The sequence below is a fragment of the Mycobacterium appelbergii genome (assembly GCF_032883035.1).
In the GTDB taxonomy this organism is placed as follows: Bacteria; Actinomycetota; Actinomycetes; order Mycobacteriales; family Mycobacteriaceae; genus Mycobacterium; species Mycobacterium appelbergii.
The window spans coordinates 426,259-445,405 of the sequence record NZ_JAMQTH010000003.1; the positions used below are offsets into that span (position 1 = coordinate 426,259).

Genomic DNA, 19,147 nt, shown 5'->3' on the forward strand with positions numbered 1-19,147 from the left:
CTAGCATCAAAGACGTTGGGGCTCTCAGCCCGGGCCCCGGAAAGCTGTGACACATGCCAACAGAGGCAGCAGTCAAAGCGGAAGAGGCATTGATTCACGTGCTGTGGATCAATGCCGGTTTGAGTTGTGACGGCGATTCGGTGGCGTTGACTGCCGCCACCCAACCGAGCATCGAAGAGATTGCCCTCGGGGCACTTCCCGGCCTGCCCAAGATCGCCGTCCACTGGCCCCTAATCGATTTCGAATGCGGGCCCAACGGTGGCGCCGACGATTTCCTGGAGTGGTTCTTCAAGGCCGATCGTGGCGAACTGGAGCCCTTCGTACTGGTTGTCGAAGGATCCATTCCCAATGAACAGATCAAAAACGAAGGATATTGGTGCGGGTTCGGCAACAACCCGGCGACCGGTCAGCCGATGACCACCAGCGAGTGGCTCGACCGGCTCACTCCGAAAGCGACCGCCGTTGTCGCCGTGGGCACCTGCGCCACTTACGGCGGGATTCACGCGATGGCCGGTAATCCGACCGGCGCAATGGGTGTGCCCGACTATCTCGGCTGGGACTGGAAGAGCAAGGCAGGCATTCCGATCGTGTGTGTGCCGGGCTGCCCGATCCAACCGGACAATCTGTCCGAAACCTTGACGTATCTGCTCTACATGGCCACCGATCAGGCTCCGATGATCCCGCTGGACGACGCCTTGCGACCGAAGTGGCTGTTCGGCAGCACCGTGCACGAAGGGTGTGACCGGGCCGGCTACTACGAACAAGGCGACTTCGCGACCGAGTACGGCTCCCCGAAATGCATTGTGAAGCTTGGGTGTTGGGGTCCAGTTGTCAAATGCAACGTTCCCAAGCGCGGATGGATGAACGGTATCGGCGGCTGTCCGAACGTCGGTGGGATCTGCATCGGCTGCACCATGCCGGGGTTTCCGGACAAGTTCATGCCGTTCATGGATGAGCCGCCCGGCGGCAAGGTGTCGACGACGGCATCCGGCATGTACGGCTCGGTGATCCGCAGCCTGCGCCAGATCACCGGCCGCACGGTCGACAAGGAACCCAAGTGGCGGCATCGCGGTACCAAGCTCGATACGGGAGCGTCCCGCACCTGGTAGGTGCCTCGCCCAAATCCCCGTATCTTGTAATCGACGCGATGGGGTGTCGAAACATTTTCAATTGCAGAGCAATTCACGGAAGAAGATTCTGATGACAACCACCATCCCCGAGCCGTCACAAGCGAAACGCGAACCGGGCCAGCTGGTGGAGATGGCGTGGGATCCCATCACCCGCATCGTCGGCAGTCTCGGCATCTACACCAAGATCGACTTCGACAACCGCGAGGTCGTCGAATGCCACAGCACCTCATCGATCTTCCGTGGTTATTCGATATTCATGAAGGGCAAGGATCCGCGCGACGCACACTTCATCACCAGCCGCATCTGCGGAATCTGCGGCGACAACCACGCCACCTGCTCCTGCTATGCCCAGAACATGGCCTATGGTGTGCAGCCACCGCACGTGGCCGAATGGATCGTCAACTTGGGCGAAGCTGCCGAGTACATGTTCGATCACAACATCTTTCAGGAAAACCTGGTCGGCGTGGACTACTGCGAGAAGATGGTCGCCGAGACCAACCCGAGCGTGCTGGCCAAGGCTGAGAACACCGAGGCACCGCACGCCGGTATGCATGGCCACCGGACCATCGCCGACATCATGCGGGCACTGAACCCTTTCACCGGTGAGTTCTACCGGGAGGCACTACAGGTCAGCCGGACAACGCGAGAGATGTTCTGCCTCATGGAGGGTCGGCACGTGCACCCGTCGACTTTGTATCCCGGCGGGGTCGGCACCGTGGCGACCATTCAGCTGATGACCGACTATATGACCCGGCTGATGCGCTACGTGGAGTTCATGAAGAAGGTCGTCCCAATGCACGACGACCTTTTCGACTTCTTCTACGAAGCGCTTCCCGGTTACGACCAGGTCGGTCTGCGCCGCACGCTGCTGGGCTGCTGGGGCTCGTTCCAGGACCCCGAACACTGCAACTTCAGCTATAAGGACATGGAGGCGTGGGGACGCAAAATGTTCGTCACCCCGGGTGTTGTCGTGGACGGCAAGCTGGTCACCACGTCGTTGGTGGACATCAACCTCGGCATCCGGATCATGCTCGGCAGTTCCTATTACGACGACTGGGAAGACCAGGAGATGTTCGTCAAGACCGACCCGTTGGGCAATCCGGTTGATCGGCGCCATCCCTGGAACCAGCACACCAACCCCCGGCCGCAGAAGCGTGATATGGACGACAAGTACAGCTGGGTGATGTCGCCGCGCTGGTTCGACGGCACGGACAATCTCGCGCTGGACACCGGGGGCGGTCCGCTGGCGCGGCTGTGGTCGACCGCGTTGGCCGGCCTTGTCGACACCGGATACGTGACGTCGACCGGGCACAGTGTGCAGATCAACCTGCCGAAGACCGCGCTGAAGGGCCCGGTTGAATTTGAGTGGAAGATCCCGCAGTACGGCAGCAACACCATCGAACGCAACCGGGCCCGCACGTACTTCCAGGCCTATGCTGCCGCATCCGCACTGCACTTCGCGGAGAAGGCGCTAACGGAGATCCGCGCAGGCCGAACACAGACCTGGGAGAAGTTCGAGGTGCCCGACGAGGGCATCGGCTGCGGGTTCACCGAGGCGGTCCGCGGGGTGCTCAGCCACCACATGGTGATCCGGGACGGCAAGATCGCCAACTACCACCCCTATCCGCCGACCCCGTGGAACGCGAGTCCTCGGGACAGCTATGGCACCCCTGGGCCGTATGAGGATGCGGTGCAGGGCCAACCCATCTTCGAGGAGAACGACAGAGAACACTTCAAGGGCATCGACATCATGCGCACCGTGCGCAGCTTCGACCCGTGTCTGCCGTGCGGCGTACACATGTACCTCGGCCAGGGTAAGAGCCTCGACCTCTTGCACTCCCCCACTCAATCCGTCACCGGGGACTAGCGTGCCCCCGCCCGCACCATCAAGCCCCGACTTACCCGAGGATGACGCGCGGTGGCGTACCGCGGGCGACCGGATTCAGACGCTGCTCGATGCCAGCTCAGCCGGCGGGGCAGCCGCGCGTGAACGCGCCGAGCAGTTGGCCGCTGAGGTCACCGACCTCTACGGCGCCGCCCTGCAACGGATCGCGGGATTGGCCTTGAGCGCCAATGCCGATCTGGCCGACGCGTTCGCCGCTGACGATCTGGTGGCGAGTCTGCTGCTGGTGCACGGCCTGCACCCCCACACCGTCGAGCGGCGTATCGCCGATGCACTCGACGGTGTGCGTCCATATCTCGGTTCCCACGGTGGTGACGTGCACCTGCTGGGGGTTGACGGCGGGATCGTCCGGTTGCAGTTCGTGGGTAGCTGCAAGAGCTGTCCATCCTCGGCAGTCACCCTGGAGTTGGCCGTTGAGGATGCCGTGCGTACGGCAGCTCCCGAAGTAACGTCCATCAAAGTGGTTTCTGCTGCAGAGGATCCAGCTCTCGACGTCATCCCTGCGGAGGAACTGCTGCGCCGTGTGCACCGCGATGGGCATGGATCGCCCGGATGGCATGCGGTGCCGGAACTCGCCGAGCTGTCGCCAGGAGAGGTCGGTGGATTCCTGGTGGCGGGCACCGTGGTGCTGGCGTGCCGAATCGGCAGTGACATCCTCGGCTATCGCGACCGATGCCCGGCCTGCACCGACTCGATGGCAGGCGCGGCACTGCACGACAACGTTTTGACATGCCCACAGTGCGATACCGACTTCGATGTGGTGCACGCGGGTCACCAGGTCGACGGAGATCTACACCTCGAGCCGATACCCGTGCTGCTGCGGGCCGGTGTGCTGTCGATGGCCCTGCCCAAATCAGCGGCCCAAGAGGTCGCCTGATGGAGGGCTCGCTCGATGTCCTGACCAGAATCCGGGCCAATCGAGCCACGCCACAGGCAGTCGGTGAGCGTTGTGAGATGTGTTCGGAGCCGATCGCTGACTCCCACCAGCATGTAGTGAACGTCGAAGGCAGACAACTGCTGTGCGTGTGCCGCGGCTGCTATCTGTTGTTCACCGACCCGCACGCCGAGCTGCACTACCGTGCCGTACCCGACCGCTACCTGAGCTTCGCCGATTTCGCGCTCGACCGACGCCGCTGGGCAGCCCTGCAGATTCCGGTCGGGCTGGCCTTCTTCTTCCGCAACTCGGCCCTCGACCGTACGGTCGCCTTCTATCCCGGCCCGGCCGGAGCGACCGAATCCGAACTCGAGCTGGCTGCCTGGAATGAGATCCGCGCCGCCGACCCCCGGGTGGAGTTGCCGGCCGAGGACACCGAAGCGCTGCTGGTCCGAGTTCCCGACGAGGAGACCGGGCCGCCGGTGTGCCACCTGGTGCCGATCGACGCCTGCTACGAATTCGTGGGCCGGTTGCGGATGCTGTGGCGGGGCTTCGACGGCGGCCAGGACGTGCGCAACTACATCGATGAATTCTTCCGGCACATCGATGACCGCAGCAAGGTCGTGACCCGGTGAACGGTACAGAGGTGACGTTCGCGATCCTCGACATCGCGCCCGAACCCTATGCGGTGACACCGATCCTGAATGCACGAGTGGGCATCGCGGCCGTCGGTGACGATCCGGTACACGCGATCGCCCTGCGCGCTCAGGTCCGCATCGACCCGCTGCGGCGCAGCTACTCCGATGCCGAAGCCGAAGGCCTGATCGACCTGTTCGGGCCACGGCAACGCTGGGCCGGCAGCCAACACACCTTCCTGTGGCAGCAGACCGCCACGATGGTGCCCGGCTTCAGCGGCACCACGCAGGTCGAGTTGCCGCTGGAATGCACCTACGACTTCGAGGTCGCATCGGCCAAGTACCTGCACGCCCTACGCGAGGGCACCATCGCACTGCAGTTTTTGTTCAGCGGAACAGTTTTCGTCGCAGGCACCCGGGGCTTCGCCGTCCAACAGGTGCCGTGGGATCGAGAGGACCGCTACGACCTGCCGGTGTCGGTGTGGCGCGACCTGATCCGCCAGCACTACCCCAACACCGGCTGGGTGCGGCTCGACACAGACACCCTTGAGGCATTGGCCGGCTACCGCTCGGCGCATGGTCTGCTCTCGCTGGACGAAGCGGTGACCACGCTGCTTGACCGCGCCGCCGAGGGGGTCCGATGAGCAGCCACTGGGTCCGGGCCCGCACCGTGGCCGACGCCGTCCTCTACGAGGGTTATCTGCTGTACCCGTACCGCGCGACCTCCCGGAAGAACCAGTCCCGCTGGCAATTCGGTGTGCTCGGCCCGCAGGGTGCAGACCAAGCCGGGATCGGCGAGAACAACACCCTCTCGACACAGTTCTGTGTCCAGCCGCATGGCGACCCGTCGCTCACCCTGGTGGTCCGCTTTCTCCAGTTGCAGCATCGCGGTGCCGAGCGTGACGTCGGCGGCGGCTACGCACCGGTCGACGAACTCGTCGCCGCCGGGCAGGCATGGCTGAGTTGGGACGAGGCCACCGAACGCGAGGTGACATTCGGGCCCTTGCATCCGAGCGGCCTTGACCAGGAACGGCGCATACCGATTGTTGTCGACGGTGGCACCGACGTCGAGACGGTCGACGGCGGCCGGCTGGTCCGCAGCCGGTGTGAACTGCACGGCGAGTTGACGGTCGTCGCCGAGCAGGACGGCGGCTTATGGCGGATCGCTGTCACGGTGTGCAACACCGGCGGACCGGCCACCGGCAAAGAGGCTGCGATCGCCACGTCGTTCATCGGCACCCACGTCATCGTCGAAGCGATACATGGCGAGTTCATCTCTCTGCTGGAACCGCCGCCCGCGGCGGCCGACGCGGTGGCGCGTTGTCGTCAGCACCGGTGCTTCCCGGTGCTGGCCGGACCCCCGGGCGCGCACGACCTGATGCTGATCTCGCCGATCATCCTCTACGACCATCCCGAGATCGCCGAGCAGAGCGATGGTGCGCTCTACGACTCCACCGAGATCGACGAGATCCTCACGCTGCGGATCATGGCCATGACCGACGAGGAGAAGTCGGCGGCCCGAGCGACAGATCCACTGGCCGCGGGGATCATCGACCGCTGCGACTCGATGTCGCCGGAGGCCATGATGAATCTGCATGGCGTGCTGCGTGATCCACATGCCTACGATCAGGGTCCGGGTTTGATACCCGAGGTTCCCGACGGTGTCGGGTGGTGGGATCCGTCAGCCGACAGCGCCGTTGATCCTCGCAATGACGCCGTGTTGGTCAACGGCATCCGCATCAGTTGCGGGAGCCGGGTTCGGCTGCACCCGTCGCGCCGTGCGGACGCACAGGATCTGTTTTTCGCCGAGCGGATCGCCCGGGTCACCTCCGTGCACGAGGACGTCGACGGCGAACAGCACATCGGCGTCGTCATCGAGGACGACCCCGCCGCCGACCTGCACGACTGGTACGGCCGGTATCTGTACTTCGCGCCCGACGAAGTCGAGCCGCTCGAGGAAAGGAGTCCATCATGGAAGTAGTGGGTTGGATTGCCGTCGTCCTGGCGGCCGCGGTCGCCGTGTTTGCCGTCGCGGTGGGGGTCAGGTCGATTCCGGATGCTCGACGCTACATGAAGATTCGACGGATGTGATCCCACGTCCGAAATCCTGGTAGCCGGTATCGGCAACATTTTCCTCGGCGACGACGGGTTCGGTCCCGAGGTGCTCCGCCATGTCCCACCACTGCTCGGCGGTGGACGGGTCCGCGTGCTCGACTACGGCATCCGCGGCATGCATCTGGCTTATGACCTGCTTGACGGCTGGGATGCGCTGATACTCGTCGACGCCCTGCCCGGACAGGGCTCTCCCGGACGACTACATGTTTTCGGAGCCGACCATGAAACGCTGACCGGCTCAGTTGGTCTCGACGCACACGCCATGGACCCGGCCGCCGTGTTCGCCGGCCTGGCTGCACTGGGGGGCGCACCGCCGCACACCGTGGTCGTGGGATGTGAGGTACAGAGTGTCGATGAATGGCTCGGCCTGTCCGATGCCGTCGCCGCGGCCGTGCCCGAGGCGGTACAGGCGATCGAAGCCGTGATTGCGCAGCTGCTGACGAGGGCTGCGGCGGGGGGTGGTTGAACCATGTGCCTCGGGATTCCCGGTCGGGTGGTGCACCTGCTCGACGGTTACGGCGGCCAGCTTGCCCTCGTGGATGTCGTCGGTGAGCACCGCAAGGTGAACGTCGGCATGCTGGCCGAGGAGACGATCACCGCCGGCGACTGGGTCATGATCCATATGGGCTTCGCCGTTGAGAAGACCGACGAGGCGGGCGCCGAGGCTGCACTGGCGGGACTCAAACTGTTGGGCCGCAACGATGAAGTGTCATCGTGAGCGGCCGGCTGCGGTTGCGCATCTGCGTACGCGGCGTGGTGCAGGGGGTCGGCTTCCGGCCGTACGTCTACACCACCGCCGCCACGCTCGGCCTGTCCGGTTCGGTGCGCAACGACAGCGCCGGGGCGCTCATCGAGGTCGAAGGCGACCGCGCCCAAATCGATGAGTTCCTGATTCGGCTACATACCGAGCCGCCGCCCTTGGCCGTGATCGAAAGTGTTGACTGCGAGGTTGTTCCCGCCGCCGGTGCCACCGGATTCACCATCGCCGATACCTCGTCATCAGCCGGAGGTCGTACGTTGGTCTCCCCCGACGTCGCGATGTGCGCACAGTGCGCCGGCGAACAACGCGACCCAGCCGACCGTCGTTACCGCCACCCGTTCGTCAACTGCACCAACTGTGGTCCACGGTTCACCATCATCGCTTCACTGCCGTACGACCGCGCCGCCACCACGATGTCGGACTTCCCGATGTGCGCCGAATGCGCCCGCGAATACGCCGATCCGACCGACCGACGCTTCCATGCCCAGCCGGTGTGCTGCCCGAACTGTGGCCCGCGCCTGCACTACCGCGACCGCGCCGGCCACACCCACCGCGGTGAACGCGCCATGGAGCGGGCCCGCAGGCTGCTGCGCGATGGCGGCATCCTCGCCGTCAAAGGCATCGGCGGCTACCACCTGGCCTGCGACGCCGCCAACGAACGCGCGGTCGAGGCACTGCGCAGCCGAAAACGCCGCGGTGCCAAGCCGTTCGCCGTCATGGTCGCCGACCTCGCCACCGCCGGCCTGATCGCCGATGTCGACGGCGCGGCGCAACGGGTGCTGTGCGGACCGCAGCGCCCGATCGTGCTGCTGCCGCGACTGGCCCGAGCGCCGGTGGCAGCGGCGGTGGCACCGCACAATCCGGATCTGGGTGTGCTGATGGCCTACACGCCGCTGCACACTCTGCTGTTCGGGCTCCCCGGTGACGAGCCGGGCCCGCGCGTGCTGGTGATGACCTCAGGCAATCTGGGCGGGGAACCGATCTGCTTCGCCGACGACGATGCCGTGGACCGGCTGGCCGGCCTGGCCGACGGTTGGCTGATGCACGACCGCGCTATTTTGGTGCCATGTGACGATTCGGTAGTGCGCGTCATGGACGGCACCGAGTTGCCGATCCGGCGTTCCCGCGGCTATGCACCGCTGCCGGTCGCGCTACCGATTTCGGTACCGGCGACACTGGCAACCGGGGGCGATCTGAAGAACAGCTTCGCCGTGGCTGAGGGAAAGTACGCCTGGCTCAGCCAGCACATCGGCGACATGGACGATTTGGCGACCCTGACGGCATTCGGCTCGTCGGTGAAACACCAGTGCGCACTGACCGGCGTGCAACCACAGGTGTTGGTCGCCGACGCGCATCCCGGATACCGCTCCGCCGAGTGGGCGCGTCGCAACGCGGACAACCGACCGGTCCGCCTCGTACAGCACCACCACGCGCACATCGCCGCGGTGATGGCCGAACACGGCTTGGACGGCTCAGAGCCGGTCCTTGGAATCGCCTTCGACGGAACCGGGTACGGGCCGGACGGCGCGGTATGGGGCGGCGAGGTCCTGCTCGCGGACTACAAGGGCTTCCAGCGGCTGGCCTATCTGAAGTACGTACCGCTACCCGGTGGTGAGGTCAGCGTTCAGCGGCCCTACCGAATGGCGCTGGCCCATCTGTGGGCGGCCGGTGTCCCGTGGGATGACGACCTGCCGCCGGTGCGCGCCTGCCCGGAGGCCGAGCGACGGCTGCTCGCCGCGCAGCTGACTTCCGGGCTGCACTGCGTTTCCACGTCCAGCATGGGCAGGCTGTTCGACGCCGTTTCGGCGCTGATCGGTGTCCGCCAGGTAATCGCCTACGAGGCTCAGGCCGCAATAGAGTTGGAGGGCCTGTCCCGCGACGCCGACGGTGGCACCACCACATACGGCTTCGCGGTACACACCGACACGATGCCCGCAGTCATCGATCCCGCGCCGGTACTGCGGGACATCGTCGCCGATTTCCGGCGCGGTGTTGCCGCCGCGGTGATCGGCGCGCGCTTCCACCGCGCCGTCGCCGAGCTGATCGCCCGTGCCGCCACCGCCGAGCCGATGGCCAGAACCGTTGCCCTCTCCGGCGGTGTGATGCAGAACTGTCTGCTGTTGCGGCTGACACTGCAGGCTTTGCGGAGTAGTGGGCTGGAAGTTCTCACCCATCGACGGGTGCCACCCAACGACGGCGGCATTGGGCTGGGCCAATTGCTGGTCGGGAATTCTCAATAGAAGGAGGTGGATAACAATGCCCACACTGGCCGCACACGGCTTGCCTGCGGGGCACGCACTATTCGTGCGGTATGCATATCCGCCCAATGAGCTCGGATACTGCGGCCCCAGTGACACCGATGCGCTGTTGAATGGGGAAAGCGTCGAGGAGATCGAATCATACGCAAGGGAATTCGACGGTACCTGGCCGTATCTGCGCGCAATTGCCAAGACGGCCGCCATCGCCGATCCACTCGATGCCGACGTGGTGCGCAGCTACTGGATCGGCGGTCCCCTACTCGACCGTGTCGATGCCGCAGCGTTGCTGGCGACCCTACGCGCGGCGTTCGCCGGGCAGCGCACCGGCCTGCTCACCGAACTGCAAGGCCCCACAGGCGTGTTGGCTCATCACAGCTTTCACGTCTTCCTGGTCTACCCATGGGTCCGTTTCCTCGACAAGGACTCCACAACCGCGCTGAATATCCTGCAGAACTGCCGGATCCGTTGGGGCATAGTTGAATCGGTGCGGAGCGATCACGCATTGGTATGCTCGCGACCACTGACCTTCGAGGGAGGCGTTCTGACTCTCGCCGAGCCCGCCACCGAGCGGATCCGGTGGCGCAGTAACGACGTATCGCTGATCGCCAGGCCGGCGCCCGGCCGTGCCGTCGCGGCGCACTGGGACTGGGTCTGCGACACCCTCACCGATGCTGACACGGCGGCACTGGCCGCCGCGACACAGACCACGCTCGACGTCGTCAACGCAGCACGAAACCGGCGCAGAACTGGTCCGGGGTCCGACCAATAACTCGACGCCGCGACGCGGCGAGGTGAAGGAGAATCTCATGAACACCCCAGACAAGCATCTGTCCGAAGAGCCACAAGACGTACGCGGAGCACCGGGATCCCGGGACACCGGGTCATATCAACCCTCCGGCGGGCCCACCGACCGACCGGCGGGCACCTACGAGGGTGACGAGTCTGTGCCCGCGCACGGCGGTGCGCGGGGGTCGGCAGACAAGACAACGCAGCCACCAGGCGACGCCGAACCTGCTGTGCCGCCCTACGAAGGGCGTCAAAGGACCGCCAAACCGGAGGGTCAACAGACCGAAGACCGGGGCGCGCGCACCGGTGGTGCGGTCAAGCCCACGACCGACAACGACTACAAGTCAGCCCCGCCCGATGATACGGCTGGTGGCGCGACCACAGCACCAGCCGAAGAGCAGCCGGCGTCGCGGGCATCCGAGTCCGAGCGGGACGATGACCGGACCGGACCCTCACATGTCCCCGGAGTCGGCAAAGCCGAACGCAAACGCTGAGCTGCTCAAGAATTCCCACCGGAAGGGGTCCTGTCCATGACCGTCACCTCAGCACCGATCGAGCCGTTCGTCGACGAAAACCTGTCCGCGGACCTGGCGGCGACATCGCTGGATATGGCCCGCAGATTTCACGACGGCGCGACGCTGTGGGTGATTGCGCCGCAATGGGAACCACACGCCCATCATGTCGCCGTGGAGTTCGTTCACCCGGTGGTCATGGGCAAACGGGCGCTGCCCTCGGTCGCACTCGTGGAGCCGGACCCGGTGGCCCAGGCCAGAGTGGCCGGCCAGCCCGGTGATCTGCTGTTGGCGGTGGCCTCGGCCGACCAGCCCGCGGTGATCGACGCCATGCGCCGGGCGCCCGCGTGGGGGGTCACCACGGTGTGGATCGGTTCGGGGCCGCGACCACCGGCGGGTGCTGCACATCACGTGTTGTGGGTCGACTCGCAGGATCCGATGGTTCCGGCCACCGGACGCTTCGTGCTGATGTATCACCTGCTGTGGGAACTCACCCACGTCTGCTTCGAGCACCCGGGGCTGCTGAACCCGCCTGCCGAGGAGTGCACCGAGGAAGTCTGCGTCACCTGCAGCGATGACGGGCGCATGGCGGAAATCATTCTGCGAGAGGATGGTTCAAGCGGCCAGGCCCTGGTCCGTACCGCCGCGGGCGAAGAGTGGGTGGATGTCACGCTGCTCGGCGACGTGGCGGTCAACGACCTAATTCTGGTGCATGCCGGGGCGGCTATCACCCGCTTGCGCGAAGAGGAGGCGACCACATGACCACCCGCGAGTCGGAAAGCACCGGCTTTCTCTACCCGTTCATCGACTCCGAGGAGACCGATACTACGACGCTACTCGACGACCTGGCCGCGTCCGCACGGAGTAAAGCCGCCGAAAGTGCCCGCCTGCAGCGAGAATCGTTGCAGGAGTTCGACTTGGCTCTCATCGCGGCGGGCACCGCGATGGCCGGACGGTTCCTGCGGGGCGGCCGCTTGTACACGCTGGGCAACGGCGGCAGTTCCACCGACGCGGCCACGCTGGCTACGCTGTTCAGCCGCCCTGCCGTGGGCCGCCCCGTCGCGGCCTGGTCACTGGCCGCCGACGAGGCCGTGGTCACCGCGCTCGGCAACGACGTGGGTTTCGAACTTATCTTCAAACGCCAGATCATCGCCCACGCCCGTGACCGCGACATCGCCATCGCATTGTCGACATCGGGCAACTCCGACGACCTGATGGCGGCACTCACCGAGGCCAAGCGGCGTGGCCTGCTGACGGTCGGATTCGCCGGCCACGACGGCGGACGCATGGCTGCCACCGATGATCTGGACTTCTGTTTCACGGTGCACAGCCAGAGCATCCATCGCATTCAGGAGAGTCACGCCATTCTCGGCTACCAGCTCTGGTCGGTGGCCCAGGAGCGCATGTCAAGAACCAGGAATGGAGAGCACAGGTCATGAGCACCGTCGCGGCGTCGACCGCAGCGCAGCGTGAAGACCGGGTACTGGAACGGATCGACAAGTTCCGCCAGCGGCGTCCTCGGCTGCTCGACGATGTGGTGACCCTGGCCCACGGCGCCGGCGGAAAATCCTCGGCTGCGCTGGTCGATGCGGTATTCGTGGAGGCGTTCCGCAACGCCGAACTCGAGCAACTCGGCGACGCAGCTGTGCTGACCACGCCGTCCGGAGATCGACTCGCATTCTCCACTGATTCTTATGTGGTTGCACCACATCGGTTCCCGGGAGGTTCGATCGGCCATGTCGCGGTCCACGGCACCATCAACGACCTCGCGGTCTCGGGGGCACGTCCACAGTGGCTGTCGGCAGGCTTCGTCATCGAGGAGGGCTTTGGTATCGCAGAACTCCGCGAGATCGTCGCCGATATGGGCGAAGCCGCGGCCCGCGCCGGTGTCCAGATCGTCACCGGTGACACCAAAGTGGTCGGCAAAGGAGCCGCCGATGGTATGTACATCTGCACGGCAGGTGTCGGCGTGATCCCTGCGGGCAGACGGCTCGCCCGCGAGCGCGTACAGCCCGGTGACAAGGTCCTACTGTCCGGGACGATCGGTGAACACGGGATGGCGGTCATGCTCGCCCGCGGCGATCTCGCCATTGACGCCGACATCGCATCGGACACCGCGCCCGTGCACGAGTTGGTGGAAATCCTGCTGGAGGTCGCGCCGTCGACCCGCTGGATGCGAGACGCCACTCGCGGGGGCGTCGGCACGGTGTGCAACGAACTCGCCAAGGATTCCGCCTTCGCGGTGATCCTCGACGAAGCCCGGCTGCCCGTCACGCCACCGGTGCTCGGCGCCTGCGACATGCTCGGCATCGATCCGCTGTACGTGGCGAACGAGGGAAAGTTCCTCGCGGTCGTCGCGCCCGACGAGGCAGATGCGGCCGTCGCCGCGCTGCGGTGTCACCCCCAGGGGGAGAATGCCACCCTTGTTGGCGAAATCATGCCCGAACCGCACGGGATCGTGGCGCTGCGAACCGCTTTCGGGGGCAGCCGGATTGTCGACATGCTCGTCGGCGACCCCCTTCCCCGGATCTGTTGAGAGGAGAAACGCCATGTGTCTGGGTATCCCCGGTCAGGTGGTCGACGTCGTCGACGCCGAAGCACACCTCGCCAGAGTCGACGTCAACGGTGTGCGGCGGACCATCAGTGTGCGCCTGCTTGCCGATGACAACCTGCAGGTCGGCGACTGGGTGCTGGTGCATGTCGGATTCGCCATGGCAAAGATCGACGAAAACGAGGCGAAGCTGACGCTCGACCAGGTGCAGAAAATGGGCGCCGACTACGTCACCGAGATCGACGCCTTCAACTCATCTGAAATCGCCTGAAAAGAAGAAGGTTCCGCACATGAAGTTCGTCGACGAATTCCGCGATCCGGCTGCCGCGCGTGCCCTGGTCAAATCCATAACCGAACTGGCCGGCAACGATGAGTTCAAGTTCATGGAGGTGTGCGGCGGGCATACCCACACCATCTACCGGCACGGGATCGAACACCTGCTGCCCGAATCGATCGAGTTGGTGCACGGCCCGGGGTGCCCGGTATGTGTGATCCCGATGGGCCGCGTGGACGACGCGATGTGGCTCGCCGAGCAGCCGGGCATGATCTTCACCACCTTCGGCGACATGATGCGAGTGCCCGGCTCCGCCGGCAATCTGATCGAGGCCAAGGCCCGCGGCGCCGACGTGCGGTTCGTCTACTCCCCCCTTGACGCACTCAAAATCGCCCGTGACAACCCGGACCGCCAGGTGGTGTTCTTCGCGGTCGGATTCGAGACCACGGCGCCGTCAACGGCGGTCACACTGGTACGCGCCCGGATGCTGGGGGTGCAGAACTTCAGCGTGTTCTGCAACCACGTCACCATCGTTCCGCCGATCAAGGCGATCCTTGAGTCCCCCGATCTGCGGCTCTCCGGGTTCCTCGGGCCCGGTCACGTCTCCACCGTGGTCGGGCTGCGCCCATACCGGTTCGTACCCGCGGTCTACGGGAAACCGATTGTGGTCGCCGGCTTCGAGCCGCTCGACATCCTCGCGTCGGTGCACATGCTGCTGCGGCAGATCCGCGACGGCCGGTGTCAGGTGGAGAATCAGTACACCCGGGTGGTTCGGCCCGAGGGCAACACCCAGGCACTCAAACTGATGGCAGAGACCTTCGAATTACGGCCTCATTTTGAGTGGCGTGGGCTCGGATTCATCTCGCAGAGCGCATTGAAGATCCACCCTGATTACGCGCAGTACGACGCCGAAGTGAAATTCAACATGCCCGGAGTACGCGTCGCCGATCCCAAGGCATGCCAGTGCGGCGAAGTCCTCAAAGGGGTTATCAAGCCGTGGGAATGCAAGGTGTTCGGGACAGCGTGCACACCGGAAACACCGATCGGCACCTGCATGGTGTCACCCGAGGGCGCCTGCGCGGCCTACTACAACTTCGGCAGGCTGCACCGGGAGACAGCAAGACTGCTCGTACGGCGCTGAAAAATCAACGCTGAGGAATCAACGGCGCCAGTGCGGAAAGTCGTCGTAATCCCGCAGCGTCATGACGAAACCGATGGCGCCGACGGCGACCGCCAGAAGGTATCCCGTGATCGACTGCCAACCGGGCGGGATGGATGCGGCCACCCAACACAACAGAACGGCGGCGATCACCAGCAACACACCGTAGAACGGTGTCCGCCGGGGATGATCACCCAGACCCATACCACCGGTATACGCCGAAAACCCGAACAGGCAAAGCCGCCGGGCTCACCATTGATCGCGGGGGACGTCGAAGTCCGCGCACAACGCCCGCCACACCTCCCGCGGGTCCACACCGTCCTCGATCGCCTGCGTGGCGGTGCGCCCACCGATGGCGGCAAGCACATGGTCGACCAGCAGCGACCGTCCGCGCATCGACCCGAACTGTCCCTCCACGAGTACATGGAATTCCGTCAACCGCACAGGCACAACCTACCCAGCGTGCAAGAGGGCGTCATGGCACACCCGTACCGGATCCGCGACGTCGGCCACCGACGCGCCCGCCCGCCGCGCAGCGTCCCGGTAGCCGGCCGAACCGAGTACCTCGCCCACCGCAGCGATCAACGCCGGAACCGTCAGCGGCCGCACCAGCTGCGCACTGCCTTGACGCACAACACGATTGGCGATCTCCCATTGATCGCCGCCGCCGGGTAGCACCACCATCGGCACACCCGCCATCAACGTTTTGGACACCATGCCGTGCCCGCCGCCGCAGATCACCACATCGGCATGGGTCAGCAGTTCGTCCTGGCGGCCCAGCCCGACCGCCGCCCACGGCGGCACCTCGACGTCGGTTCCGCCCAGCCGCGACACCACCAACCGGGATCCCGGCGGCAGGGTGTCACCGGGTCGCAACGATTCCAGCACCAGCTCCGTCATTCCCTGAGTTCCGATGGTGGCTGTCGACGGCGCCACCATGATGACCGGACCGGAGCCCGGCGGCACCTCCAGCAAAGCCGCGGTCGGCTCGAAATGCAGCGGGCCCACCACAACGGCCTCCTCGGGCCAGTCGGGGCGCGGCACCTCAAGGGCGGGCAGCGTCGCGATCAAGCGGCGCACCGGCCCCGGATCCTCGGCGGGCAGCCCGATCTCGACACGCACCCGCGAGCGTTGCCGCAGCCCGGCCCGCCAGGACCGCGCGGTCAGTGCCCGCATCACCGAGTCCCGCAGCCTGCCACCGACGCCGACCCCCGGCGCCAGCCCGCTGCCCAGCGGTGGCAGGCCCTTCGACGGCCGGAACAGCGGATGAGGATTCAGTTCGATCCACGGCAGCCCCAGCAACTCGGCGGCCATCCCACCGCAGGCCGTGATCACATCGGAGACCACCAGATCCGGCGCGATCTCCCGCAGTCGCGGCACGTTGAGCACCGCCATCCGGGCCGCACGCTGATGAATCTTCGCCCCGGCGTCGGTGTCGTCGTCGAGTTCGGTGACTCCGAGTCCGTCGAGTTCGACCGCGTCAACGCCGGCAGCCCGCGCCGTATCGAGCCATTCCACCCCGGTCAGCAGCGTCGGGCTGTCCCCCGCGGCCAGGAACTTCAAGCACAACGCAATAGCCGGGAACGAATGGCCGGGATCGGGCCCGGCAACCACAGCTACGCGCACCGGCCTACCCTGCCACAGCCGGGACATCTAGGATTCGGCCATGGCTGACCAATCATCCACCGCGGTGCAGAGCCCGACCGGCACGGTCGAGGTCTTTCTCAACGCACTGCAGGACCAGGACTTCGACACGGCCGAACACGCCCTTGCCCAGAACCTGGTGTACCAGAACGTCGGGTTGCCCACCATCTACGGACGTAACCGCGCCATGAAGCTGTTCCGGTCGATGCAGGGCCGCGCGGGCTTCGAGGTGAAGATCCACCGGATCGCCGCCGACGGAGCGGCCGTGCTCACCGAACGCACCGACGCGCTGACCATGGGACCGCTGCGGTTGCAGTTCTGGGTGTGCGGGGTGTTCGAGGTCCACGAGGGCCGGATCACGTTGTGGCGGGACTACTTCGACTTCCTCGACATGTTCAAGGCCACCGTCCGCGGCGTCGTGGGCATCGCCGTTCCGTCACTGCGTGCATCGCTCTGAATGAATAGCCAGGCCGCCCGCGCCAAACCCAACGCACTCCAGTTCCTGCGCTACTGCGCGGGACGCCGGTTACCCGACTCGATGCTGGACTGGGTGCGGGAGGACCTCACCGGAAAAGGCGCGACCCGCCGGATGATGCTGCGGGTGCTGGTCCCCGCCGTGCTCATCCTGGCCCCGTTCTGGTTGATCCCCACGACGCTGTACGTGCACCTGAGCATGACGGTGCCGATCCTGATCCCGTTCATCTACTTCTCACACGCGCTCAACAAGATCTGGCGCCGCCACATGTTGCGGGTGCACGGCCTGGACCCGGGCCTGCTGGACAAGATCGCCCGGGAGAAGAACGCGCACATCCACCAGGCCTACGTGGATAAGTACGGCCCGCGGTCGGGGCCGCCCAGCAGCAGCGCCGTATAACGCCTCAGGCCCGGCGCAGCTGCCCGAGCTCGTCGAAGGCCTGCGCCCAGCCGACCAGTCGATCGGTGGCGTTGGCCAATTCGTTGCGGTACCGCTGCTGCGACAACGGCGAGGTCGCCGCCGTCCCGTTGTTGGCAGCCGACACCAGTTGCGCCGCGGCGGTGACCATGTCGTTGTACTGGCGCACACCCTGACTCAGTTGCGCGGTGAACGCATGGATCGTCGGCACCAGGTGGGGCTGCGACTGCGGAGCATGACTGACGGCGCGCTCCATCGAGACCACCTCGTTGGCCGTCGCCGCCATCGTCACCGCGGTCTGGTTGGCTGCCGCCGTCAATTCCCGCAGTTCGTCGGGAGGCAGCATCCGGCCCCGCTCCATCACACCCAGCAACGAGAACATGCCCCGCTCGGAGGCCACCAGGGCCGCCATCGGCTGCCGTGCCGCCGAGCCCCACGGCGGCAGCCTGCGCCCTGACCGCCGTTCCGCGGGCAATGGCGCGGACCGCAGCCACCGGTACCGCAGCCACAGCAGCGTCGCCGGGAATGCGGCACCCGCGGCAACGGCGCCGGTGATGATCAGGCCCCACACCGGAGTGCTCCAGGACGCCAACAGCCCGGTCACCAGCACCCAGAACAGGCTCGACAGCGTGAAGAACACCGCGAGGCGCAGCGCCCACCGCCGTTTACGCAGCATCTTGGCCCGTGGATCGGCGGCGGCACCGAGCTTGTCGGCCAGGGCTCCGGACACCTCGGCGGCGGTGTCGACACCGCGTTGCAGCAGTGACCGCCACGCTTCGGGCCGACTGGATTTGGTAGCCATGATCACCACACTCGAGCGCTACTGGCCGAGCGGATTCTCGGGCGTGGCCGTGTTCGGCGTGGCCTGGTTCGGGTTGGGCGCCGGGGTGGCAGGCGTCGCAGTGGTGTCACCGCTGGGTAGGGCATCACCGCGCATCGAGGCGCGGATCTGCTCCAACCGGGAGTGGCCCGCCATCTGAACGCTGGCCTGCTGCACCTCCATCATGCGGCCCTGCACCGAATTCTGGGCCAGCTCGGCCTGGCCGATCGCGTTGGCGTAGCGACGCTCGATTTTGTCGCGCACCTCGTCGAGGCTCGGGGTGTTGCCCGGCGCGGCGAGCTCGCTCATCGACCGCAGTGACGAGCTGACCTGTTCCTGCATCTTGGCCTGCTCCAACTGGCTGAGCAGCTTGGTGCGTTCGGCGATCTTCTGTTGCAGCATCATCGCGTTCTGCTCGACGGCCTTCTTGGCCTGCGCGGCGGCCTGCAGCGCCTGGTCGTGCAGACCCTTGAGGTCCTCGACGCTCTGCTCGGAGGTCACCAGCTGCGCGGCGAACGCTTCGGCGGCGTTGTTGTACTCGGTGGCCTTCGCGGCGTCGCCGGCCGCGGTGGCCTGGTCGGCAAGGGTCAACGCCTGACGGGTATTGACCTGCAGCTTCTCGATGTCCGCCAGCTGACGGTTGAGCCGCATCTCCAGCTGCCGCTGGTTACCGATCACCTGCGCCGCCTGCTGGGTCAATGCCTGATGCTGGCGCTGCGCGTCCTCGATGGCCTGCTGGATCTGCACCTTCGGATCGGCGTACTCGTCGACCTTGGAGCTGAACAGCGCCATCAGGTACTTCCACGCCTTGGTGAACGGGTTGGCCATGAGTTC

At 65.8% G+C, this 19,147-nt stretch carries 24 protein-coding genes; 19 read left to right on the top strand and 5 right to left on the bottom strand.

Annotation, left to right across the window (positions count from 1 at the left end):
• Nucleotides 1-53: 53 nt before the first annotated feature.
• The 17 genes from M1247_RS09350 to hypD all read left to right on the top strand — a co-directional run bounded on the left by M1247_RS09350 (nucleotide 54) and on the right by hypD (nucleotide 14,939).
• Nucleotides 54-1,109, top strand: coding sequence for an NADH-quinone oxidoreductase subunit B family protein (locus tag M1247_RS09350; protein ID WP_317155993.1), 1,056 nt, complete (start codon nucleotides 54-56; stop codon nucleotides 1,107-1,109).
• 91 nt (nucleotides 1,110-1,200) lie between these two features.
• A complete protein-coding gene (locus M1247_RS09355) occupies nucleotides 1,201-2,997 on the top strand; it encodes a nickel-dependent hydrogenase large subunit (protein ID WP_317155994.1) in 1,797 nt (598 codons plus the stop codon).
• A 1-nt stretch (nucleotide 2,998) separates the two neighbouring features.
• Nucleotides 2,999-3,910, top strand: a complete 912-nt coding sequence (locus M1247_RS09360; RefSeq protein ID WP_317155995.1) for a NifU family protein — start codon at nucleotides 2,999-3,001, stop codon at nucleotides 3,908-3,910.
• Nucleotides 3,910-4,542, top strand: a complete 633-nt coding sequence (locus M1247_RS09365; RefSeq protein ID WP_317155996.1) for a DUF5947 family protein — start codon at nucleotides 3,910-3,912, stop codon at nucleotides 4,540-4,542. Before M1247_RS09360 ends, M1247_RS09365 begins: the two co-directional genes overlap by 1 nt.
• Nucleotides 4,539-5,186, top strand: a complete 648-nt coding sequence (locus M1247_RS09370) for a DUF6084 family protein (protein ID WP_317155997.1) — start codon at nucleotides 4,539-4,541, stop codon at nucleotides 5,184-5,186. Before M1247_RS09365 ends, M1247_RS09370 begins: the two co-directional genes overlap by 4 nt.
• Nucleotides 5,183-6,523, top strand: coding sequence for a hypothetical protein (locus M1247_RS09375; protein WP_317155998.1), 1,341 nt, complete (start codon nucleotides 5,183-5,185; stop codon nucleotides 6,521-6,523). The genes M1247_RS09370 and M1247_RS09375 overlap by 4 nt, the downstream gene beginning before the upstream one ends.
• Nucleotides 6,514-6,633 (top strand): DUF6893 family small protein, encoded by a 120-nt coding sequence (locus tag M1247_RS36410; RefSeq protein ID WP_410506843.1) that lies wholly within the window; start codon nucleotides 6,514-6,516, stop codon nucleotides 6,631-6,633. The genes M1247_RS09375 and M1247_RS36410 overlap by 10 nt, the downstream gene beginning before the upstream one ends.
• Before the next feature lie 13 nt (nucleotides 6,634-6,646).
• On the top strand, nucleotides 6,647-7,123 hold the full coding sequence (locus tag M1247_RS09380; protein WP_317156187.1) for a hydrogenase maturation protease: 477 nt from the start codon (nucleotides 6,647-6,649) through the stop codon (nucleotides 7,121-7,123).
• A 3-nt stretch (nucleotides 7,124-7,126) separates the two neighbouring features.
• A complete protein-coding gene (locus M1247_RS09385) occupies nucleotides 7,127-7,375 on the top strand; it encodes a HypC/HybG/HupF family hydrogenase formation chaperone (RefSeq protein WP_317155999.1) in 249 nt (82 codons plus the stop codon).
• A complete protein-coding gene (gene hypF / locus M1247_RS09390; protein ID WP_317156000.1) occupies nucleotides 7,372-9,657 on the top strand; it encodes a carbamoyltransferase HypF in 2,286 nt (761 codons plus the stop codon). Before M1247_RS09385 ends, hypF begins: the two co-directional genes overlap by 4 nt.
• Before the next feature lie 16 nt (nucleotides 9,658-9,673).
• A complete protein-coding gene (locus tag M1247_RS09395; protein WP_317156001.1) occupies nucleotides 9,674-10,444 on the top strand; it encodes a DUF6390 family protein in 771 nt (256 codons plus the stop codon).
• Nucleotides 10,445-10,481: 37 nt separating this feature from the next.
• Nucleotides 10,482-10,955: a hypothetical protein gene (locus M1247_RS09400; protein ID WP_317156002.1), complete on the top strand. Its 474-nt coding sequence runs from the start codon at nucleotides 10,482-10,484 to the stop codon at nucleotides 10,953-10,955.
• 36 nt (nucleotides 10,956-10,991) lie between these two features.
• Nucleotides 10,992-11,735 carry a HypC/HybG/HupF family hydrogenase formation chaperone gene (locus M1247_RS09405; RefSeq protein WP_317156003.1) on the top strand — a complete coding sequence of 248 codons (744 nt, stop codon included), beginning with the start codon at nucleotides 10,992-10,994 and terminating at the stop codon, nucleotides 11,733-11,735.
• Complete coding sequence (locus tag M1247_RS09410; protein ID WP_317156004.1) at nucleotides 11,732-12,412, top strand: D-sedoheptulose-7-phosphate isomerase; 681 nt, start codon at nucleotides 11,732-11,734, stop codon at nucleotides 12,410-12,412. The genes M1247_RS09405 and M1247_RS09410 overlap by 4 nt, the downstream gene beginning before the upstream one ends.
• Complete coding sequence (gene hypE / locus M1247_RS09415; RefSeq protein ID WP_317156005.1) at nucleotides 12,409-13,509, top strand: hydrogenase expression/formation protein HypE; 1,101 nt, start codon at nucleotides 12,409-12,411, stop codon at nucleotides 13,507-13,509. The genes M1247_RS09410 and hypE overlap by 4 nt, the downstream gene beginning before the upstream one ends.
• 13 nt (nucleotides 13,510-13,522) lie before the next feature.
• Nucleotides 13,523-13,795: a HypC/HybG/HupF family hydrogenase formation chaperone gene (locus M1247_RS09420; protein WP_317156006.1), complete on the top strand. Its 273-nt coding sequence runs from the start codon at nucleotides 13,523-13,525 to the stop codon at nucleotides 13,793-13,795.
• Between the two features lie 19 nt (nucleotides 13,796-13,814).
• The gene (gene hypD / locus M1247_RS09425; protein WP_317156007.1) at nucleotides 13,815-14,939 is read left to right on the top strand and encodes a hydrogenase formation protein HypD; all 1,125 of its coding nucleotides are present in this window, start codon (nucleotides 13,815-13,817) and stop codon (nucleotides 14,937-14,939) included.
• An 18-nt stretch (nucleotides 14,940-14,957) separates the two neighbouring features.
• Here hypD and M1247_RS09430 read toward each other — a convergent pair whose 3' ends face one another.
• Genes M1247_RS09430 through M1247_RS09440 form a run of 3 tightly spaced genes read right to left on the bottom strand, consistent with a single transcriptional unit; the run spans nucleotide 14,958 to nucleotide 16,583 of the window.
• The gene (locus M1247_RS09430) at nucleotides 14,958-15,161 is read right to left on the bottom strand and encodes a hypothetical protein (protein ID WP_317156008.1); all 204 of its coding nucleotides are present in this window, start codon (nucleotides 15,159-15,161) and stop codon (nucleotides 14,958-14,960) included.
• A 45-nt stretch (nucleotides 15,162-15,206) separates the two neighbouring features.
• Entirely contained in the window at nucleotides 15,207-15,401 is a 195-nt protein-coding gene (locus M1247_RS09435; RefSeq protein ID WP_317156009.1) for a DUF3046 domain-containing protein, read from the bottom strand.
• Between the two features lie 9 nt (nucleotides 15,402-15,410).
• On the bottom strand, nucleotides 15,411-16,583 hold the full coding sequence (locus M1247_RS09440) for a glycosyltransferase (RefSeq protein ID WP_317156010.1): 1,173 nt from the start codon (nucleotides 16,581-16,583) through the stop codon (nucleotides 15,411-15,413).
• Between the two features lie 40 nt (nucleotides 16,584-16,623).
• Here M1247_RS09440 and M1247_RS09445 point away from each other — a divergent pair, with 40 nt between their 5' ends.
• Entirely contained in the window at nucleotides 16,624-17,058 is a 435-nt protein-coding gene (locus M1247_RS09445; protein WP_317156011.1) for a limonene-1,2-epoxide hydrolase, read from the top strand.
• The gene (locus tag M1247_RS09450) at nucleotides 17,059-17,475 is read left to right on the top strand and encodes a DUF5313 domain-containing protein (RefSeq protein ID WP_317156012.1); all 417 of its coding nucleotides are present in this window, start codon (nucleotides 17,059-17,061) and stop codon (nucleotides 17,473-17,475) included.
• Between the two features lie 4 nt (nucleotides 17,476-17,479).
• On the opposite strand, the gene pspM is transcribed toward M1247_RS09450, so the two are convergent.
• The gene (pspM, locus tag M1247_RS09455) at nucleotides 17,480-18,295 is read right to left on the bottom strand and encodes a phage shock envelope stress response protein PspM (protein ID WP_317156013.1); all 816 of its coding nucleotides are present in this window, start codon (nucleotides 18,293-18,295) and stop codon (nucleotides 17,480-17,482) included.
• Between the two features lie 18 nt (nucleotides 18,296-18,313).
• Nucleotides 18,314-19,141: a phage shock protein PspA gene (gene pspA, locus M1247_RS09460; protein ID WP_317156014.1), complete on the bottom strand. Its 828-nt coding sequence runs from the start codon at nucleotides 19,139-19,141 to the stop codon at nucleotides 18,314-18,316.
• Between the last annotated feature and the right edge of the window lie 6 nt (nucleotides 19,142-19,147).

Excerpts from the sequence above, each read along its gene's own strand:
- M1247_RS09350 (WP_317155993.1), top strand. The coding sequence starts at position 54 with ATGCCAACAGAGGCAGCAGTCAAAGCGGAAGAGGCATTGATTCACGTG.
- M1247_RS09355 (WP_317155994.1), top strand. The coding sequence starts at position 1,201 with ATGACAACCACCATCCCCGAGCCGTCACAAGCGAAACGCGAACCGGGC.
- M1247_RS09365 (WP_317155996.1), top strand. The coding sequence starts at position 3,910 with ATGGAGGGCTCGCTCGATGTCCTGACCAGAATCCGGGCCAATCGAGCC.
- M1247_RS09375 (WP_317155998.1), top strand. The coding sequence starts at position 5,183 with ATGAGCAGCCACTGGGTCCGGGCCCGCACCGTGGCCGACGCCGTCCTC.
- M1247_RS36410 (WP_410506843.1), top strand. The coding sequence starts at position 6,514 with ATGGAAGTAGTGGGTTGGATTGCCGTCGTCCTGGCGGCCGCGGTCGCC.
- M1247_RS09385 (WP_317155999.1), top strand. The coding sequence starts at position 7,127 with ATGTGCCTCGGGATTCCCGGTCGGGTGGTGCACCTGCTCGACGGTTAC.
- M1247_RS09395 (WP_317156001.1), top strand. The coding sequence starts at position 9,674 with ATGCCCACACTGGCCGCACACGGCTTGCCTGCGGGGCACGCACTATTC.
- M1247_RS09400 (WP_317156002.1), top strand. The coding sequence starts at position 10,482 with ATGAACACCCCAGACAAGCATCTGTCCGAAGAGCCACAAGACGTACGC.
- M1247_RS09405 (WP_317156003.1), top strand. The coding sequence starts at position 10,992 with ATGACCGTCACCTCAGCACCGATCGAGCCGTTCGTCGACGAAAACCTG.
- M1247_RS09410 (WP_317156004.1), top strand. The coding sequence starts at position 11,732 with ATGACCACCCGCGAGTCGGAAAGCACCGGCTTTCTCTACCCGTTCATC.
- hypE (WP_317156005.1), top strand. The coding sequence starts at position 12,409 with ATGAGCACCGTCGCGGCGTCGACCGCAGCGCAGCGTGAAGACCGGGTA.
- M1247_RS09420 (WP_317156006.1), top strand. The coding sequence starts at position 13,523 with ATGTGTCTGGGTATCCCCGGTCAGGTGGTCGACGTCGTCGACGCCGAA.
- hypD (WP_317156007.1), top strand. The coding sequence starts at position 13,815 with ATGAAGTTCGTCGACGAATTCCGCGATCCGGCTGCCGCGCGTGCCCTG.
- M1247_RS09430 (WP_317156008.1), bottom strand. The coding sequence starts at position 15,161 with ATGGGTCTGGGTGATCATCCCCGGCGGACACCGTTCTACGGTGTGTTG.
- M1247_RS09445 (WP_317156011.1), top strand. The coding sequence starts at position 16,624 with ATGGCTGACCAATCATCCACCGCGGTGCAGAGCCCGACCGGCACGGTC.
- M1247_RS09450 (WP_317156012.1), top strand. The coding sequence starts at position 17,059 with ATGAATAGCCAGGCCGCCCGCGCCAAACCCAACGCACTCCAGTTCCTG.
- pspM (WP_317156013.1), bottom strand. The coding sequence starts at position 18,295 with ATGGCTACCAAATCCAGTCGGCCCGAAGCGTGGCGGTCACTGCTGCAA.
- pspA (WP_317156014.1), bottom strand. The coding sequence starts at position 19,141 with ATGGCCAACCCGTTCACCAAGGCGTGGAAGTACCTGATGGCGCTGTTC.